General features: G+C 72.4%; 14 protein-coding genes and 1 riboswitch. Of the genes, 5 read left to right on the top strand and 9 right to left on the bottom strand.

The genetic code is table 11. The features are described from left to right. From ACGTNF_RS15090 to luxS, 5 genes are all read left to right on the top strand, one after another. A partial coding sequence (locus ACGTNF_RS15090) for a hypothetical protein (RefSeq protein ID WP_394602377.1) occupies positions 1-203 on the top strand: 203 nt, incomplete at its 5' end. A 503-nt stretch (positions 204-706) separates the two neighbouring features. After that, a complete protein-coding gene (locus tag ACGTNF_RS15085; RefSeq protein WP_394602376.1) occupies positions 707-3,694 on the top strand; it encodes an HD domain-containing phosphohydrolase in 2,988 nt (995 codons plus the stop codon). A gap of 38 nt (positions 3,695-3,732) precedes the next feature. Beyond that, positions 3,733-5,142: a serine hydrolase gene (locus tag ACGTNF_RS15080; RefSeq protein WP_394602375.1), complete on the top strand. Its 1,410-nt coding sequence runs from the start codon at positions 3,733-3,735 to the stop codon at positions 5,140-5,142. A gap of 125 nt (positions 5,143-5,267) precedes the next feature. Further along, complete coding sequence (locus tag ACGTNF_RS15075; protein ID WP_016854072.1) at positions 5,268-6,143, top strand: DMT family transporter; 876 nt, start codon at positions 5,268-5,270, stop codon at positions 6,141-6,143. A gap of 312 nt (positions 6,144-6,455) precedes the next feature. Continuing rightward, positions 6,456-6,980, top strand: coding sequence for an S-ribosylhomocysteine lyase (luxS, locus tag ACGTNF_RS15070; protein WP_394602374.1), 525 nt, complete (start codon positions 6,456-6,458; stop codon positions 6,978-6,980). Positions 6,981-7,192: 212 nt separating this feature from the next. Here luxS and thiE read toward each other — a convergent pair whose 3' ends face one another. The 9 genes from thiE to ACGTNF_RS15025 all read right to left on the bottom strand — a co-directional run bounded on the left by thiE (position 7,193) and on the right by ACGTNF_RS15025 (position 14,937). Beyond that, entirely contained in the window at positions 7,193-7,819 is a 627-nt protein-coding gene (gene thiE / locus ACGTNF_RS15065) for a thiamine phosphate synthase (protein WP_394602373.1), read from the bottom strand. After that, entirely contained in the window at positions 7,809-8,633 is an 825-nt protein-coding gene (gene thiM / locus ACGTNF_RS15060) for a hydroxyethylthiazole kinase (RefSeq protein ID WP_394602372.1), read from the bottom strand. The genes thiE and thiM overlap by 11 nt, the downstream gene beginning before the upstream one ends. Before the next feature lie 32 nt (positions 8,634-8,665). After that, a riboswitch (TPP riboswitch) is annotated at positions 8,666-8,768 on the bottom strand. Between the two features lie 48 nt (positions 8,769-8,816). Further along, positions 8,817-9,107, bottom strand: a complete 291-nt coding sequence (locus ACGTNF_RS15055) for a hypothetical protein (protein ID WP_152477825.1) — start codon at positions 9,105-9,107, stop codon at positions 8,817-8,819. Positions 9,108-9,215: 108 nt separating this feature from the next. Beyond that, entirely contained in the window at positions 9,216-10,574 is a 1,359-nt protein-coding gene (locus ACGTNF_RS15050) for an ATP-binding protein (RefSeq protein ID WP_394602371.1), read from the bottom strand. After that, a complete protein-coding gene (locus ACGTNF_RS15045; RefSeq protein ID WP_394602370.1) occupies positions 10,571-11,245 on the bottom strand; it encodes a response regulator transcription factor in 675 nt (224 codons plus the stop codon). The genes ACGTNF_RS15050 and ACGTNF_RS15045 overlap by 4 nt, the downstream gene beginning before the upstream one ends. Before the next feature lie 71 nt (positions 11,246-11,316). Further along, the gene (locus tag ACGTNF_RS15040; RefSeq protein WP_394602369.1) at positions 11,317-12,135 is read right to left on the bottom strand and encodes an SDR family oxidoreductase; all 819 of its coding nucleotides are present in this window, start codon (positions 12,133-12,135) and stop codon (positions 11,317-11,319) included. Then, on the bottom strand, positions 12,122-12,814 hold the full coding sequence (locus ACGTNF_RS15035; protein WP_394602368.1) for an iron-containing redox enzyme family protein: 693 nt from the start codon (positions 12,812-12,814) through the stop codon (positions 12,122-12,124). The genes ACGTNF_RS15040 and ACGTNF_RS15035 overlap by 14 nt, the downstream gene beginning before the upstream one ends. A gap of 4 nt (positions 12,815-12,818) precedes the next feature. Beyond that, positions 12,819-14,318, bottom strand: coding sequence for an AMP-binding protein (locus ACGTNF_RS15030; RefSeq protein ID WP_394602367.1), 1,500 nt, complete (start codon positions 14,316-14,318; stop codon positions 12,819-12,821). Further along, entirely contained in the window at positions 14,302-14,937 is a 636-nt protein-coding gene (locus ACGTNF_RS15025; protein ID WP_394602366.1) for a thermostable hemolysin, read from the bottom strand. The genes ACGTNF_RS15030 and ACGTNF_RS15025 overlap by 17 nt, the downstream gene beginning before the upstream one ends. Between the last annotated feature and the right edge of the window lie 47 nt (positions 14,938-14,984).

Below are 14,984 nucleotides of genomic sequence, written 5' to 3'. Positions count from 1 at the left end.
TCAATAAGCACATGTGGCAAGCGGACAGTAGGGGTCCAAGTATGTTAACAGAGCACTTTGGCATAGTTGAAGTTAAGCACTCATCACTTTTAAAGGAAGTCAATGAGCTTTTGAAAGAAGGGTGGAGATTGTTGGGAACGTCACATGGCGTTGATGAGAATAGCTATCCCATTGTCATTTATGCATTGGGCCGGGAGGAATAGTGTAGGGCATGGATACACACCAGGCCGTCTTGAGCTCGCCTCTCACCGGCCTATCGTGGATCTCGCAAGTGCTGTCGATGACAGCCCGGGTGGCCTCTCCCGGCAACAACGAGGTGCCCTGTCCAAGAGCGCTGCGTCTCCTGCAAGCTCGCCGCGACCTTGGTCGGAGGCCCCCTTCTCTGCGTGGCGACATCTGGCCGTGTTCTGCCACCTGCATCAGGCAAGCCCCGCCATCACGTCCCGCGGCGGAATTTCCCGCCGGAGGAAAACCGACGAACTCTGCCTCCGCCGTGCAAGATGGCTGAATCGCCCCGGGTATTCTAGACACCCGTCAGGCTCCGGGTATAACGCCGTTCGTACTCGACAGGTGCCTGAACCGGGCGCCTGTCCCCACATTGAAGGGCGTTCCCGCAATGTACCGCCATCCTCGGCGGACTTGGCGTATCTTGAAAGGCAGCGCCGGCACCTCGTCGGCGCCCGACTCGCCGCTGCCGAGGCCGCCCATGCGCCGTTCCTTCTCCCTTCGCGCGCTGACCGCCGTGTCGATCGTCGGCCTGATGCTGATCGTGGCCGGGGTGCTGCTGTGGCACGGCGTCCGCGGTGCCGACAAGATGATGGTCCGCGCCGTGGAGGACACCGGCCGTCAGCTGGCCGTGACCACCGAGGAGCGGGCGCGGCGGCTGATCGACCCGGCCCGGGTGGTGGTGGCGCTGCTGGCCCAGGACGATCTGGCGTCGCGCCAGCGGCTCGTCGATCGCCTGCGCCATCTGCCGCTGCTGGCCGCCTCGCTGGAGGTGCACTCGGCGGCCAGCGCCGTCTACGTGGGCTACGAGGACGGCGACTTCCTGCTGCTGCGCCCGGCCGGGCGGGTGCCGCAGGCGCGGTTGCCCGAGGTGCCCGAGGCCGACGAGGCGGCGTATCTGGTGCAGGCGGTCGACCGCGATGCCGGCGGCAAGGTCCAGGCCGAATGGCGGCTCTACGATCGCGACCTGAACCTGCTCGGCCGGCGGCTCCAGCCGGGCGACGCCTTCGACCCACGGGAGCGCCCCTGGTACCGGCGGGCGATGGCGGCCAGCGGCCCCTGGCTGACCGAGCCCTATGCCTTGTTCACCACCCGCGAGATCGGCATCACCCTGGCCCGGCGCAGCCGCGACGGTCGGTCGGTGGTGGGGCTGGATGCCTCGCTGGCCGATCTCGGCAGCGAAATGGACGCGCTGGGCATCACGCCCGGCACCCGGCTGGCGGTGGTGTCCCGCGATGGCCGGCTGCTGGCGCATCCCGACGTGGCGACGCTGCTCGCCGCGCCTGGCGGATCGCCGCGGCTGGCGACGCTGGACGAACTCGATGACCCGGTGCTGCGGCGGCTCGGCCACCTGACCCGGGACGAGGGCGCCTCGCTGGGCGCCGCGGCCCCGGGCGAGGCGGCCTCCGGCGACGACGCCTTCGGCGCCTCCGCCAGCTTCCGGGTCGGCGGCGAGGACTGGTTCGGCATGCGCCTGCCGTTCCGCATCCCCGGCGTGGAGCCGGCCACGCTGCTGATGGTGGTGCCGGAGCGCGAGCTGCTCGCCGGCACCCGAGAGCTGCTGTGGCAGCGTTCGCTGGTGGCCGTGCTGCTGGCCCTGGCGCTGCTGCCGCTGGGCGTGTGGGTCGGGCATCGGCTCAGCCGCCCGCTGAACGCCCTGGCCGAGCAGGTCCGGGCGCTGGGCGACTTCGACTTCTCTGCCTGCCGGGGTGTGCGCTCGCCGGTGCGCGAGGTGCAGCAGCTGAGCGGCGCGCTGACGGGCATGGCCGAGGGCATCGCGGGCTTCCAGCGCATGACCCGCACGCTGAGCCGCGAGCCGCGGCTGGACACGCTGCTCGCCACCGTGCTCGAGGACCTGCTGAACATCACCGACAGTCGTCACGGCGCCATCTACCTCGAGGACGAAAACGACGCCACCCGCTTCGTCTGCGAGGCCGAGCGGGGCCAGGGCGATCCCGACGATCCGCTGCCGGCGTGCCTGACCCTGAAGGCCCCCGAGGAGGGCGGCATGGCGGCGCTGGAGCGCCGGGCCGCGGCCAGCGGCTATCTGGTGCAGCCGCTGTGCAATCGCAGCGGCCATCGCATGGGGCTGCTGGTGCTGGCGCTGCGCGAGTCGGGGCAGGGCGGCGACCGCTCCTGGCGGCGCTTCGTCGAGGAGCTCTCCGGCGCGGCGGCGGTGGCGATCGAGACCCGTCGACTGCTGGAGGGCGAGAAGCGCCTGCTGGATGCCATCGTCGAGCTGATCGCCGGCGCCACCGACGCCAAGTCGGCGCATACCGGCGGCCACTGCTCGCGGGTGCCGCAGTTGGCCGAGATGCTGCTGGAGGGCGCCCATCGCATGACCACCGGCCCCTTCGCCGACGAGACGCTGGACGACGAGCGCCGTACCGCCTTCCACCTGGCGGCCTGGCTGCACGACTGCGGCAAGCTGACCACGCCGGACGAGGTCATGGAGAAGGCCACCAAGCTGGAGACCCGCTACAACCGCATCCACGAGATCCGCACCCGCTTCGAGGTGCTGTGGCGCGACGCCGACGTCGCCTACTGGCGCGGGCTGGCCGAGGGCGGCGACGAGCCCACGCTGGCCGCGGCGCGCCGGCGCCGGCAGGCCGAGCTGCAGGAGGCCTTCCGGCGGGTGGCCGAGCTCAACCGCGGCGGCCAGGCGGTCGATGCGGACGGCCTGGCGCGGCTCGAGGCGATCGCCGACTGGCGCTGGTGGCGCCACTTCGACGACCGGCTCGGCGTGTCCGAGGAGGAGGCCGCACGATTGGCCCGCGAGCCCGAAGCCCCGCTCCCCGCCGAGGAGCGGCTGCTGGCCGACCGCCCTCGGCATCGCCTCGACTGGGCCGTCGCGCCGCCGCCGGTGGCCGAGGGCGACCCGCGCAACCGCTGGGGCTTCGCCATGCAGCCGCCGGAGGTGGCCGGCGACCAGGGCGAGCTCTACAACCTGCGGGTGGCGCGCGGCACGCTCAACGACATCGAGCGCTTCCGCATCCAGGAGCACATCGTCCAGACCGTCATGATGCTCGAGTCGCTGCCCTGGCCGGCGCACCTGCGGCGGGTGCCGACCATCGCCGGCAACCATCACGAACGCATGGACGGCCAGGGCTATCCGCGCCGACTGGTGCTGGCCGAGGCCAGCCTGGAGGAGCGCATCATGGCGGTGGCCGATGTCTTCGAGGCGCTGACCGCCGCCGACCGGCCCTACAAGCCGGGCCTGACGCTGTCGCGCTCGCTGTCGATCCTGGCCGGCATGGCCCGCGACGGCCATCTGGACCCCGATGTCTTTGCCCTGCTGCTCGACAGCGGCGTGTGGCGCGACTATGCCGCACGCTTCCTGGCCGCGGCGCAGATCGACGAGGTGGACATCGAAGCGCTCAAGCACGAGGCTGGATGTCCGACAACGAAAAGTGGAAATGGCGCCGCGGGCCGCGTTTCGTCCTGTACAGGGCAGGCCCCTAGGTCATAATGCACTTATAAAGCGCGTCATTTTTCAGGGGAACACCGATGCTGCCGACTCAGATTTCCGGCTGGCGAGCGAGTCTGCTTGCCGTCCTCGTCATGGTCAGCCTGCTGCTGGCACCGCTCGCCCAGGCCGAGAACCCCCGCTACGCGGGGATCGTCATCGACGCCGATACCCACGAGATCCTCTACGCCGAGAACGCCGATGCGCCGCGTTTCCCGGCCTCGCTGACCAAGATGATGACCCTCTACCTGCTGTTCGAGGCCATCGAGGGGCGCAGCATGAGCCTGGGGCAGCCGCTGCCGGTCTCGCAGGCGGCCGCGGCCATGCCGGCCACCAAGCTCTACCTCAAGCCGGGCGACAGCATTCCGGTGGAGACCGCCATCGAATCGCTGGTGGTGCGCTCGGCCAATGACGTGGCGGTGGTCATCGCCGAGGCGCTGGGCGGCAGCGAGCGTCACTTCGCGCGGATGATGACCGAGCGCGCCCGCGAGCTCGGCATGGGCCGTACCACCTTCCGCAACGCCTCCGGCCTGCCGGACGACGCCCAGGTCACCACCGCCCGCGACATGGCCGTGCTGGCGCGTCGGCTGATGCTCGATTTCCCGCAGTACTATCACTACTTCTCGCTGCAGGACTTCACCTGGCGCGGCAACACCTACCGCGGCCACAACCGCCTGCTGGCCAACTACCCGGGCGCCGACGGCCTCAAGACCGGCTTCATCCGCGCCTCCGGCTTCAACGTCGCCACCTCGGCGGTGCACGACGGCCGGCGCATGCTCTCGGTGGTGATGGGCGGCTTCACCGCGGCCTCCCGCGATGAGCACATGGCCGACCTGCTGAATCGCGGCTTCGCCCGCGCCGCCCTGGCCGACGGCCACGGCTGGCTGGCGCGCACCGAGATCGCCGCCGAGCGGCTGATGCCGCTGCCGGGCCGCACCCTGCCGCCGGCCGGGCAGATGCTGGCGAGCCGCGACACTGCCGCGCCGGCCGCGACGTCGGCCGCCGCCCTAGCGCCCGAACCGGCCCCGACGCCGGCGGCCAGCGAGCCGGCCCGCGCCGTCACGCCGGGGCCGGTGGTGCAGGAAGCCGCCGCGCCCTCGCCGGACGAGACGATCGTGGCCTCGGCGCCGAGCGCCGACGCGGCCATCGGCGGCTCGGCCGAGGCGGATCCGCTGACCGCACTGATCGACCGCGACGAGCGGGCCGGCGGCCGCTGGGGCGTGCAGGTCGGCGCCTTCAGCGACGCCGATCACGCCCGTCGCCTGGCCGACCGCGCCGCCGACCAGCTGGCCGCCGAGCTGGACGAGGCTCGGGTCGATGTGCCCTGGGCGGAGAGCGCCGGCGTCTACCGGGCGCGTCTGGTCGATCTGGGCGAAAGCCAGGCCCGCAGCGCCTGCCAGCGCCTGCAGTCCCAGGGCATGGACTGCATGGTGGTGCAGGCCTCGCTCTGAGGCGTTCCCGCCGGCACGCCGCCCGGCGTTGCCTCGACCGCCCGAATCGCCTAGCGTAGAGACATCACCCCGTCGGTCCCGCCGACGGGGTGATTTTTTCTTCACTCTGCGCAGGGAGGCCGCGCATGACATCCTCGCTGAAAGGCATCCTGTTCATGTGCGGCGGCGTGCTGTGCCTGGCGCTGGGCGATGCCGTCACCAAGTGGCTGGGCGCGGTGCATTCGCCGCTGCAGATCATCTTCTTCCGCACCCTGGTGTCGCTGCCGCTGATCGTGCTGATCGCGCGCGTCAGCGGCGGCCTGCGCACCCTCGGCACGCGGCGCCCGGGCGTGCACCTGCTGCGCGGCCTGATCTTCACCGCCACCATGATCACCTTCATGTGGGGCCTGGTGCTGCTGCCGCTGGCCACCGCCACGGCGATCGCCTTCGCCGCGCCGCTGTTCGTGACGCTGCTCTCGGTGCCGCTGCTCGGCGAGCGGGTCGACCGTCCGACCTGGCTGGCCACGCTGCTCGGTTTCGCCGGCGTGCTGGTGGTGGTGCGGCCCGGCGCCGCCGGTTTCCAGCCCGCCATGCTGGTGGTGGTCGCCGCGGCGCTGTTCTATGCCCTGACCATGATCACGGCGCGCCGCTACGGCGAGGGGGAGCACCTCTGGGCCATGGTCTTCTATACCACCCTGGTGCCCTGCCTGGCCGCCTCCCTGACCCTGCCCTGGGTCTGGCAGACGCCGGCGCCGATCCACTGGCTGGGCTTCCTGGGCGCCGGCGTGCTCGGCGTCGGCGCCATGGTGGGCCTGACCCAGGCCTTCCGCTACGCCCCGGCGGCCATCGCCGCGCCCTTCGACTACACGGCGCTGCTGTGGGCGACCCTGCTGGGCTGGGGCTTCTGGGGCGAGATGCCGGACCCCTGGGTGTTCGCCGGCGGCAGCCTGATCATCGTCAGCGGTCTGGCCATCGCCTATCAGGAACGGCGCGTCAGCCTGAACCGTCGACCCACCCACTGAGGCGCCGACGCAAGCGGCCCCGCACCGGATGGCGCGGGGCCGCAATCCGGGCCATGCTGGTGGGGATGGTCGCGGTGGATCTCGCCGCTCATGATGACCTCCTGGGGTATCATCTCTCCGAGGCCAGGCGTCACGGTGCTCAGGGCCGCCATGGTGCCATGCCAAGCCTTCACGTCATGATCTCATGCGAGTCCCCGCCCGGCGTTTTTCCAGCCGCTGGGGTTGGCGAACCGCCGACGCAACGAGCTACCATGCCTGCATCGAGCACGGCCCAGGCGGCCGCGTCCTTCCCCATGACCTGCAGGAGCCGACATGCCCCTACTCGACAGCTTTACCGTGGACCACACCATCATGAGCGCCCCCGCGGTGCGCGTCGCCAAGACCATGCGCTCCCCCTCGGGCGATACCATCACCGTCTTCGACCTGCGCTTCAACAAGCCCAACGAGGACCTGATGAGCGAGAAGGGGGTTCACACCCTGGAGCACCTGTTTGCCGGCTTCATGCGCCAGCACCTGAACGGCGACGGCGTCGAGATCATCGATATCTCGCCCATGGGCTGTCGCACCGGTTTCTACATGAGCCTGCTGGGCAGCCCGAGCGAGCAGAGCGTTGCAGAGGCTTGGCAGGCCGCCATGCACGATGTGCTGAACGTCGAGCGCATGGAGGAGATTCCCGAGCTCAACGAGCATCAGTGCGGTACCTACGTGATGCACTCCCTGGAGGAGGCGCAGGAGATCGCCCGGAGCATCATCGACCAGGGCATCGGGGTCAACCGGAACGACGACCTGGCCCTCAGCCCCGAGAAGCTCAAGACGCTCGGCAACGACCTGGGCTGAGTGCCCCGCCGTCCGCCGCGCTCAAGGGGCGCGGCGGCAGCAATGATCCCCCCACCTTCCGCGCCACGCTCAGCGACAGCGTCAGATGCCTCCGCCAAGCGGCGGGGGCATCGTCGGTGTGTCTCCAGCATCGGGCTGGATCGGACCGCGTCTTCGAAACCGCGGGATGAGCCAGCCGATGGCCTCCTGCCGCGTCGAGGCTGACGGAACCCCTAGCCCGTCGCGGTTGCGGCAGAAAAGCGCCGCGCGGCGGCCTCCGGGTCCGGGGTGCCGCAGATCGCCGAGACCACCGCCAGGCCGTCGGCACCGGCGCGGCGCACCGCCTCGATGTGCTCGACCTTGAGCCCGCCGATCGCCACCGTGGGCAGCGGGCTGGCGGCGGCCAACGCCGCCAGCCCGTCGACGCCCAGCGGCGCGGCGTGGTCCTGCTTGGTGGCCGTGGCGAACACCGGACCGAGGCCCAGGTAGTCGAGGCGTCCGGCGTCCAGCCGGGCCAGCTGCTCGTGGGTCTGTACCGAGAGGCCGAGGATGGCGTCCGGGCCCAGCGCGGCGCGGGCGTCGGCCACTTCGCCATCGTCCTGGCCGATGTGCAGGCCGTCGGCCCGGCTGGCCAGCGCGACCTCGAGGCGGTCGTTGATGATCAGCGGCACGCCGCTGCCGGCCAGCGCGGCCTTCAGGCGGCGGGCGAGCGGGATCATCTCGGCGTCGGAGGCGCGCTTGTCGCGCAGCTGGACGACGCTGACGCCGCCGCGCACCGCGGCCAGCACGGTCTGCTCGACGCCATGGGCGGCGCACAGCTCGGGGTCGGTGACCAGGTAGAGGGACAGATCAAGGCGCATCGGTGAGCTCCAGGCGGTCGGCCAGCGGCGTGGATGGGGAAGGGGAGAGCGTGTCGGGATCGAGAGCATAGAGGGCGTCGAGGAAGGCCACGGCGAAGCTGCCGGGGCCGGCGGCGCTCTCGGCGGCGCTTTCTCCGGCCGCGGCGTAGGCGGCCAGCGCCGCCACCGTGGCCGCGAACGGGTCCTCGGCGCCGGCCAGGAAGGCGCCCACCACGCCGGTCAGGGCGCAGCCCATGGTGGTGACGCGGGGCATCAGCGCATGGCCGCCGGCGACCCGCGCCAGGCGCCGGCCGTCGGTGACCAGGTCGACCTCGCCGGTGACCGCCACCACGGCGCCGCTCTCGCGGGCCAGCGCCACGGCGGCGCGCTCGGCGCTGTCGGCACTGTCGGTGCTGTCCACGCCGCGCCCGCCGCCGCCCTGCCGGGCCAGCGCCAGGATTTCCGAGGCGTTGCCGCGGATCGCGGTCGGCCCCAGCGCCAGCAGCCGGGCCCCGGCCTCGCGACGAAAGCGGGTGGCGCCCACCGCCACCGGGTCGAGCACCCAGGGCGTGCCGGCGCCATTGGCGGCGCGGGCGGCGTCGACCATGGCATCGAGCCAGTGGGGCGAGAGGGTGCCGATGTTCAGCGTCAGGGCGGCGGCCAGGCCGGCGAACTCGGCGGCCTCCTCGCGGGCGTGGACCATGGCGGGCGAGGCGCCCAGCGCCAGCAGCGCGTTGGCCATGAAGTTCATCGCCACGTGGTTGGTGATGTTGTGAACCAGCGGGGTGGTGCGGCGCACGCGCGCCAGATGCGGCGCGGGATCGAGGGAATGCATCGGGCCTCCTGGCGACGGGAGGCGCGGCCGCGAAGTGAGCCGGCACGACTCCCTCCGCCGGCATTATCCGGGTCAGGTGGTGAGGGTGCCTCTCAGCCGTGGCGGATCACCGCCACGGCGCCCCTGTCGTCGGGCCTCACTATCGCCCTTCGCCCGAGGCATGTAAAGCCGGCGAGCGTCGCGTCAGGCGGCCAGCTGGAGCACGATCAGGGTCAGCAGGCTGGCCTGGGCGACGGTCTGCAGATCGGCGGTCATGCCGCTGTCTTCCTCCTCGGGTTCGAGGTGGGAGTCGGCGTTCAGGGAGCGCAGCAGCAAGGCGCCGCCGGCGGCCAGGGCGATCAGCGCCAGCGGCAGGCTGCCCACGCTCCAGGGGCCGATCAGCCATTCGATGGCGAGCAGCAGCGCGCCGCCGAGGGCCAGCCACAGCGGGCGGCGCAGGGCGGCGTCGAGGGAGGGGGAGGCAATGGCGGTCATGGCGGGCTCCTGTCCGGGTTGTCGTTGTCCGATCGATGTCACCACGGTAGCGGCCTTGGCTTACCGTCGGCTTAAGCGACGATAAGGGCCGGGCATGACGATGCCATGTCAGGCGCGGGGCAGCCAGACCCGCACGCGCAGCCCGCCACCGGGGGCGTCGCCCAGCGTCAGGCGGCCACCGTGGCGCTGCACCAGCCGGTCGACGATGGAGAGCCCGAGGCCGGCGCCGGCCCCCGAGCCGCCGCGGTGGAAGCGCGCCAGCGCCTGCTGGCGGCTCGCCTCGGGTATGCCGGGGCCGCTGTCGTCCACCTGCAGCATCAGCGCCCGGGCCTGGGCCGTCAGCGCCACATCGATGCGGCTGCCGGCGGGGGAGTGGCGGATGGCGTTGCCGACCAGGTTCTTGATCAGGGTGGTGACGGCGCCGGGCTCGGTGGTCAGGGTCCAGTCGGCGTCGTCGGCCTCCAGGTGCAGGCTCTGGCCGTGGTCGGTGGCCAGCGGCATCAGCTCGGCCAGCGACTCGCGCACCTCGCGCAGCAGATCGATGCGCTGGTCCGGGGCGCCCTCCTGCTCCGGGTCCAGGCGCGCCAGGGTCAGCAGCTGGCCGACCAGCCGGGTGGCGCGGGCCAGGCCGTCGCGCAGCAGGGTCAGCGCCTCGCGCCGATCCGCCGGATCCTCGGTGGCCAGGGCGTTCTGGGCGTGCAGGTCGAGCACCGTCAGCGGGGTGCGCAGCTCGTGGGCGGCGTCGGCGATGAAGCGTTTCTCGCGGGAGCGCAGGGCGCGGATGCGTGCCAGCAGGCCGTTGAGGGCGCCGACGATGGTGGCCAGCTCGCGGGGCAGCGGATCATCGGGCAGCGGCTTGAGGCGGTGAGGGTCGCGGGCCTCGATCTGGGCGGCCAGCCGCGACAGCGGCCGCAGCCCCCAGCCGATTGCCCACCACAGCAGCGCCCCCAGCGCCGGCAGGCCCAGCAGGTCCGGTACCAGGGTGCGCAGGGCGATGCCGCGGACCAGCTCGCCGCGCACGTCGCCGCGCTCGCCGACCAGCACCCGCAGGTCGCCGTCGCCGAGGGCGAAGACGCGCCACTTGTGCCCCTTCAGGGTCTCGTCGCCGTAGCCCGCGCGGCGTTCGGTGAAGGGCGCGGTCGGCGCGCCGGCGGAGCGCAGCAGCAGTCGCTCGCCGCGCCAGGCCTGGAAGGCCACCTTGCCCTCGTAGCGGTGGCCGTCGTCCGTGCCCGGGGCGTCGCGGCGCAGCGCGCCGTCGAGGCTCGCCAGCAGCCCCTCGCGCCGTGCCTCGGGCAGCGGCGCGCGCACCAGGCCCTCCAGCAGCCGGGCCTGCTGGGCCAGGCGGGCGTCGAACAGCTCCTCGACCTCGTGGGCGGCGTCGCGGTAGCTGGTCACGCCGATCGCCAGCATGCACAGCGCCACCACCAGCAGCACGATGCCCAGGGTGCGGCGGCGGATCGAGCTCATGTCTCGTCCGGCGCCTTGTCCATGATGTAGCCGATGCCGCGCAGGGTGCGGATCAGCTCGGGCGCCAGCTTCTTGCGCAGGTGGTGGACGTGGACCTCGATGGCGTTGCTCTCGACGTCCTCGTCCCAGCCGTAGAGCAGGCGGGTCAGGGTATCGCGGGTGAAGGCGTGGCCCGGGTGGCTGAGAAACTCCTGCAGCAGGGTGAACTCGCGGCGCGACAGCGTGACCGGCTCGCCCCGGTAGGTGACGCGGCGGTTCTCCGGGTCGAGCACCACGCCGCGGTGGCTGAGCTCGCTGCTGGTCAGCCCCTGGCTGCGGCGCAGCAGGGCGCGCAGCCGGGCCTTGAGCTCGGCGACCTCGAAGGGCTTGGTCAGGTAGTCGTCGGCGCCGGCATCCAGGCCCTGGATGCGCTCCTCGATGCCGTCTCGGGCGGTCAGCACCAGCACCGGCACCCGATTGCCGGCGCGGCGCAGCCGTTCGATCAGGCCGATGCCGTCGAGCCGGGGCAGGCCCAGATCGAGAATGACGGCGTCGAAGGGCTCCTCGTCGCGCAGGGCGTTGAGGGCTTCGATGCCGTCGTCGAGGATGTCGACGGTGTAGTGCTCGGGCTTCAGCGCCAGGCGAATGCCCGACGCCAGGCTGGGATCGTCCTCCACCAGCAGTATGCGCATGGGCGTTCCTTGTCGGTGCTCCGGTCATGCCGATACTCGCCCCGAAGACCGCGCCTGTCGACCCTGGCGCTTCAGGGTGGCGGGGCGATGAAGCGGCGGATGGTGGGCAGCTGGCGGCGCAGGGCGCGATCGATCAGCCCCGGCCACAGGGCGTTGAGCCGGGCGAAGATCGGCTCGGCGCGGCCCAGGCGGGTCTCCTTGCGACCGCGTTCGATGGCGCGGCGGATCTGGACGGCCACCGTCTCCGGGGCGTCCATGGCGTTGCCCAGCGCCCGGTTCATCTCCTCCATGGCCGGGGCGTTCATGGCGGTGCGGGTGGCCCGCGGGGCGATGTAGTGCACCGCGATCGGCGAGTCCGCGAGCTCCCGGCGCAGCGCCTGGGTGAAGCCGTAGAGCGCGAACTTGGTGGCGCAGTAGGTGGCCTGGCCGGGGTAGCCGATATGGCCGAAGGCCGAGCCCAGGTTGACCACCAGGCCCTGCTCGGCGCGGCACAGCACCGGCAGCATGGCGCGGGTCAGCTGCAGGGTCGCGGTCAGGTTGATCGCCACCAGGCGCTCGATGGCCTCGTCGTCGGTGTGCTTGAACAGCTCGGCGCGGTTGGCGCCGGCGGCGTTGATCAGCATGGTGCATTCCAGCCGCTCGGCGACGGCCACCAGCCGGGCGCGCTCCTCGGCGCGGGTGAGGTCGGCGGGCTGGGCCGTGATCTGGCCGGGATGCAGGCGGCACAGCCGCTCCAGGGCCTCGGCGTCGCGCCCGGTGACCAGCAGCCGGGCGCCGGCGGCGGCGAGTTCGTCGACCAGCGCCTGGCCGATGCCGCCGCTGGCGCCGGTGATCAGCACCCGCTGGCCGGGCCAGCCCTCGGTGAGATAGTGCGGTTCAGGCCAGCGCATCGGTCAGCTCCCGGGCGGCCGTGCCCCCCGTGCAGCGGGCGGTGACGCCCCGGAACATGGCGCCGTAGAGGCGATAGACCATGCGCGCCCCTTCGATCACCGCGTTCAGATCGTCCTCCTCCAGGCGGTCGATCAGCGTCTCGAAGAAGGCCAGGTGGCCGATATCGAGGCTGCCGTGGGAGCTCAGGTAGCGCACGGCGTCGTCGGGCAGCCCGAGGCTCGCCTGGAGCCGTTCGGCGGCGCGCGTGGCCACCGCGGTGCTGGTGCCCTCGAGCACCTGGACCATGCCGAAGAAGGCCACCGGATTGCCGTGCTCGATCCGGTCGCGCACGTAGGCCACCATCAGCGTCGTGGCCGGGTCGGGCGTCGCGGCGGCCGCCGCCTCGGGGTCGCCGCCGGCGGCGCGGATGTCGTCGAGGATCCACTGCTCGTGGCCGTGTTCCTCCTCGATGTACTCCACCAGGGCAGCGCGCAGCCAGCCCAGCCGGTCGGGCAGGCGGGCGCCGCAGGCCATCATCAGCGGCACCGTGAAGCGCACGTGGTGGTAGGCCTGGCCGAGGAAGGCCAGGTATTCGTCGCGCCCGACCTCGCCCCGCATGGCGCGGGTCATCATGGGCGTGTCGAGCAGCCATTCGCGCTCGGCGCGGGTGGCGTCCTGCAGGCGTTGATAGGCACTCATGAAGTCACTCCTCGGTGGTCGTGATGAGTCGGTCGTGATGGGGCGGGCGCGATGCGTCGGTCGCGGCGTCGTCCGCGCCGGGGCGGGACAGCCAGTCCCGGTAGGCGGCCAGGATGGCCGCGCGGCGCAGGCGGCCGTTGGCCGTCAGCTGGTCGTTGTGGGGGGTGAAGGGCGCGCAGCGGCGCCATTCGCTCACCCGGGCGTAGTCCGGCAGGGTGGCGTTGGCGGCGGTGATCTCGGCGTCGATGGCCGCGTCGGACAGGTCCGCGGCGGGCACGATCAGCGCCCGGTTATGGGCCAGGGCCTCGCCGTGGACCAGGGCCTGGGTGATGCCCGGCCGGGTGGCGAGCACGCCCTCGACCCACTGGGGATCGACGTTGCGCCCATAGGCGGTGATGAAGACCTCGCGGCGGCGGCCTTCCAGCACCAGGGCATCGCCCTCCCAGCGGCCCAGATCGCCGGTGGCGTGCCAGCCGGCGACCGGCGGCTCGCCCAGATAGCCGAGCATGGTGGCGCCGCTTACCTCGACCTCGCCGTCGGCGCTCAGTCGCACCCGGGCGTGGGGCAGCGGGCGGCCGACGCCGTGGGGCGCCTCGCCGGGCCGGTTGAGGCACACCACCGAGGCGCACTCGGAGAGGCCGTAGCCCTCCGCCACCGGCCAGCCGGCGGCCAGGGCGCGCTCGAGCAGCGGCGCGGCGACCCGGGCGCCGCCCACCGCCACCAGCCGCAGCCCCTCGGGCGCGCTCGGGGCGGCGTCCACCAGCGCCTGGAGCTGCTGGGGCACCAGGATCAGGCTGTGTGGCCGGTAGCGTTCGATGGCGGCCAGCGCGGCTTCGGCGTCGAAGCCGCTGGCGCCCCGCCAGCCGAGCGCGGCGGCGCCGGGCAGCGCCACGCCGGCGCCGAGCCACAGCGGCAGGTAGAGCCCGCCGAGGTTCTCGAGCAGGGTGGCCAGCGGCAGCATCGCCAGGTGGCGCTCGATATCGGCCGGGGCGACCGCCTCGGCGAGGCTCGTCGCTACCGCCAGCACCGCCTCGGTGTCCAGGCACACGCCCTTGGGCGCTGCGCTGGTGCCGGAGGTGAAGGTGATGCGGGTGGTGCCGGGATGCAGGGCCGGCGGCGACGCCACCGGGCGGGTGGCGATGCCGTCCGGGCCGGGCGTACCGAAGCCCAGGGCCTCGCCGCCGGGGCCGATCCAGGCGTCGAGGCCGGCGCGCTCGACCAGGTGGCGGCGCTGGGCGTCGCCGAAGAAGGCCGGCACCGGCACCGCGACGCGCGAATCGGTCAGCAGCGCCAGGTCCCACAGCGCCCATTCGACGCCGTTGTCCAGCGCCAGGCCCACGCGTTTCGCGCCGGCCGCCGTCAGCCGAGACCGCCGCGCGTCGATGGCGGCGGCCAGCTCGCCGTAGCTCAGCCGCTGCGCGCCGTCCCACAGCGCCGTGGCCTCGGGGGCGCGCTCGGCGTGGGCGGTCAGGCGGTCGAGGAAGCGCTCACGCCGGTCGGACATGGTCGCCCTCCCGCAGCGTCGAGAGCAGGCCGGCGGCGCGCAGCCGCTCGCGGGCCAGGCGCAGGTCGCCGGCCATCACCCAGGGATGCTGATCGTAGTAGTGGCCCCAGGCCTCGCGGTCCTGGCCCAGCCAGGCCGGATCGGCCAGGCGCAGCGGCATCAGCTCGATGCCCAGCCGGCGGATGCCGTTGATCACCGCCGGGATGGCCGTGAACAGCACCCAGTGCAGGCCTTCCTCGGCCAGCTGGTCGATCAGGCAGGGAAACAGCACCCGCTGCAGCCCGCGCCGGCTGCTCACCAGGTTGCCGATCTCGGCGATGCCGCCGCGGGCGATCGGCGTGCCCAGGGCCTGGGTCAGGCTGGCCTCGGCGGAGGCGTCGAGATAGCCCTCCTGGAACAGCCGGCCCTCGTCGGCGCGCCGCACGCCCACCGCGGCCACGGGCCGCTCCTGCTGCCACAGGCCGAACAGGCGCGGCAGGTACTGGGTGATGCGGGCATCGTGCTGGGTGGCGAAGCCGTGGCTGACCAGCTGCTCGAGGCGGTGGCGCTCCGACCAGTGGCGGGCTTCACGCCATTCGATCGGCGGCTCGGGGGCGGGGCGTATGACGGTCAAGGACATCGGGGTGTCTCCGAGACGATTCCCCGACAGTCTGGGATGTGTAACTT

This window comes from Halomonas sp. B23F22_10 (genome assembly GCF_043496975.1).
Lineage (GTDB): Bacteria > Pseudomonadota > Gammaproteobacteria > Pseudomonadales > Halomonadaceae > Halomonas > Halomonas smyrnensis.
This window is presented reverse-complemented; position numbering and strand designations above follow the sequence as displayed.